The organism is Oscillochloris sp. ZM17-4 (assembly GCF_019599295.1).
Taxonomy (GTDB): Bacteria; Chloroflexota; Chloroflexia; order Chloroflexales; family Chloroflexaceae; genus Oscillochloris.
The window spans coordinates 1-2,784 of record NZ_JAIEWN010000019.1; the positions used below are offsets into that span (position 1 = coordinate 1).

The window sequence follows — 2,784 nt, forward strand, 5'->3', positions numbered from 1 at the left end:
GATCCGGCCGCTCGACATGTTCACCCAGGGGATCTACCCGCGCGGCGAGGAGGGCTGGCTGGCGGCGAGCGTCCCCGGCCACTGGCAGCAGACCCCCGACCTGGCCGCGCACACCGGCAAGGTGGCGTATCGCTGCCAATTTAGCGACGAGCGACAGGGTGCTGCTGACGCCTCGGGCTGGCCGCTGGCCGCTGGCCGTTGGTCGGACAAGGCCCGCCGCTGGCTGCGGGTCAACGGGGCCTTCTACTACAGCCGGGCCTACATGAACGGCGTGGACCTGGGGCAGCACGAGGGCTACTTCGTGCCCTACGAGCGCGAGGTGGGCGGGCTGCTCCAGGCCGACAACTCCCTGCTGATCGAGCTGGACTGCCCCGAGGAGCGCGATAAGCTCGGCAAGCGCATGATCACCGGGGTCTTCTCGCACTGGGACTGTATGGACCCGCAGGCGAACCCCGGCGGGATCTGGCTGCCCGTCGAGCTGCACGCCAGCGGGCCGGCCCGCCTGAGCGCCGCGCGCTGCCTGACCCTGGCCTGCGACGAGCGCTTCGCCCAGGTGCGCTTCGACCTGGAGGTCGACTCGGCCGAGGCCGCGCCGGCGACCCTGCGCCTGACCTTCACGCCGCGCACCTTCGCGGGCGAGACCCAGGTGATCTCCCAGCGCCGCACGCTGCGGGCCGGGAAGCAGGAGCTCGGCGGCCTGGTCAAGCTGCGCGAGCCGCAGCTCTGGTGGACGCACGACCTCGGCCGGCCCGACATGTATGACGTGACGATTGAGCTTCTGCTGGGCGACATCGTGAGCGACGCGCGCAGCTTCGGCTTCGGCGTGCGCCGCTTCGAGCTGCGCGGATGGGAGGCCCACCTCAACGGGGTGCGCTTCCTGGTGAAGGGCAACAACTACCCGCCCGGCGATATGCGCATCGCCACGATGACCCGCGCGCGCTACGACGAGGACATCCGGCTGGCCCGCGAGTGCTTCATGAACATGCTCAGGGTCCACGCCCACATCGACCACCCCGCGCTGTACGAGGCGGCCGACGCGGCGGGCATGCTGATCTGGCAGGACTTCCCGCTCCAGTGGCTCTACGACTCGAGCATCCTGCCGGAGGCCCGCCGCCAGGTGCGCGAGATGGTGCATCTGCTGGGCAGCCACCCGAGCGTGGCCGTCTGGTGCATGCATAACGAGGCGGTGCTGATCAAGGACACCGCCGACGAGAGCGTGGCGGCCCGGCTGCTCACCTACGCCACCGGCTTCGGCTTCAACTGGAACCGCGATGTGATGGACACGCAGCTCAAGGCGATCGTGCAGGCCGAGGACCCGACCCGCCCGGCCATCCGCAGCTCGGGCGAGGCCGATGTGCCCTACCTGCGCAAGGGCACCGACGGCCACGCCTACTTCGGCTGGTACCGCACCTACGGCACAATCGACGACGCCGAGATGATGCAGCGGCGCTTCCCGGCCAACATGAGCTTCGTCACCGAGTTCGGCGCCCAGAGCTTCCCGAATATCGAGAGCAGCCGGCGCTTCATCCGCGAGCCGCTGGACGAGGGGGCGATCGCCCGCCTGAGCGCGCACCATGGATTCCAGGCCGAGATCATGGACCACTGGATCCCCTGGCGCCAGGCCGGCTCGCTGGCCGAGGTGGTCGATCTCAGCCAGGACTACCAGATCTTCATCAACCGCTACTATATCGACCGGCTGCGCTTCTACAAGTACCGGCCCACCGGCGGGATCGTGCCCTTCATCTTTGTGGACCCCTACCCGGCCGTCCTGTGGAGCGTGGTGGACTACTGGCGGGTGCCGAAGCGCTCGTACTACGCGATGCGCATGGCCTTCAGCCCGCAGTACGCCTTCTGCCTGTTCCACCCGCGGACCTACGCGGTGGGCGAGGCGGTGGAGCTGCCGCTCTACGCGGTGAACGACGCGCAGCACACGGCGGGCGGGGCGCGCCTGGCGGCCCGCCTGCGCGACCCGGCCGGCGCAACCCTGGCCGAGACGGCGCGCAGCCGCGACCTGCCGGCCGACTGTCGGCCGATCGAGGTCGACCGGCTGCGGCTCATCCCCACCGCGCCCGGCCGCTACGCCCTGGAGCTTGAGCTGACCGGCGTGGCCCACGAGGTGCGCCAGGTCTATGAGATCGAGGTCGCCTGAGGGGACAGGGGACAGGGAACAGGGAGTGGGAGATAGGCTTCTTGATGCGTTCTACCTGTTCTGTGTGCTCTGTCTCTTGCTCCCTGGTCTAATGGTACAATACGAGGACAACGATCCGATACGGGTATACTATATGGAAGCTTCAGCAGATGCTTTTGGCAGCTTTCACATACGTTCAGCCCGTACCCTGTACCCTGTACCCTGTACCCTGTACCCTAAACGCGACTATGGCAATCTCGTACCAGGAGCAGGCCGAGCTCACCTGCCCCAGCTGCGGGGCGGACTTCACCGCCGCGATCTGGCTGATCCTCGACGCGCAGGAGCAGCCGGCGGCGGTTGATGATCTGCGGCGCGGCGCGCTCAACATCGTGATATGCCCGCACTGTGACAGCAGCGGCCCGGCCGGGGCGCCGCTGCTCTTTCACGACGCCCAGGCCCGGCGGGTGATCTTCGCCGGGGCGCCGGGGGCCGCCGAGCACGAGGTGCGCGACCAGGCCCGCGACCTGCACGCCATCCTGGTCGGCGCGATCCCCGAGGATCAGCGACGGCCCTACCTGGCCGATGTGGATATCGCCCAGGATGTGGAGGGCGTGGCCCACATGCTGCGCCGCATGGATCGCCGCCGCGGAGCGCCT

General features: G+C 68.8%; 2 protein-coding genes. Both read left to right on the forward strand.

Annotated features, from left to right (window positions below; all coding sequences use genetic code 11):
* Nucleotide 1 precedes the first annotated feature (1 nt).
* Nucleotides 2-2,149, forward strand: coding sequence for a glycoside hydrolase family 2 protein (locus tag K2Z83_RS14850; RefSeq protein WP_370650188.1), 2,148 nt, complete (start codon nucleotides 2-4; stop codon nucleotides 2,147-2,149).
* A 227-nt stretch (nucleotides 2,150-2,376) separates the two neighbouring features.
* Nucleotides 2,377-2,784: CpXC domain-containing protein (locus K2Z83_RS14855; protein WP_220595977.1), on the forward strand; the 408-nt coding region annotated here is incomplete at its 3' end.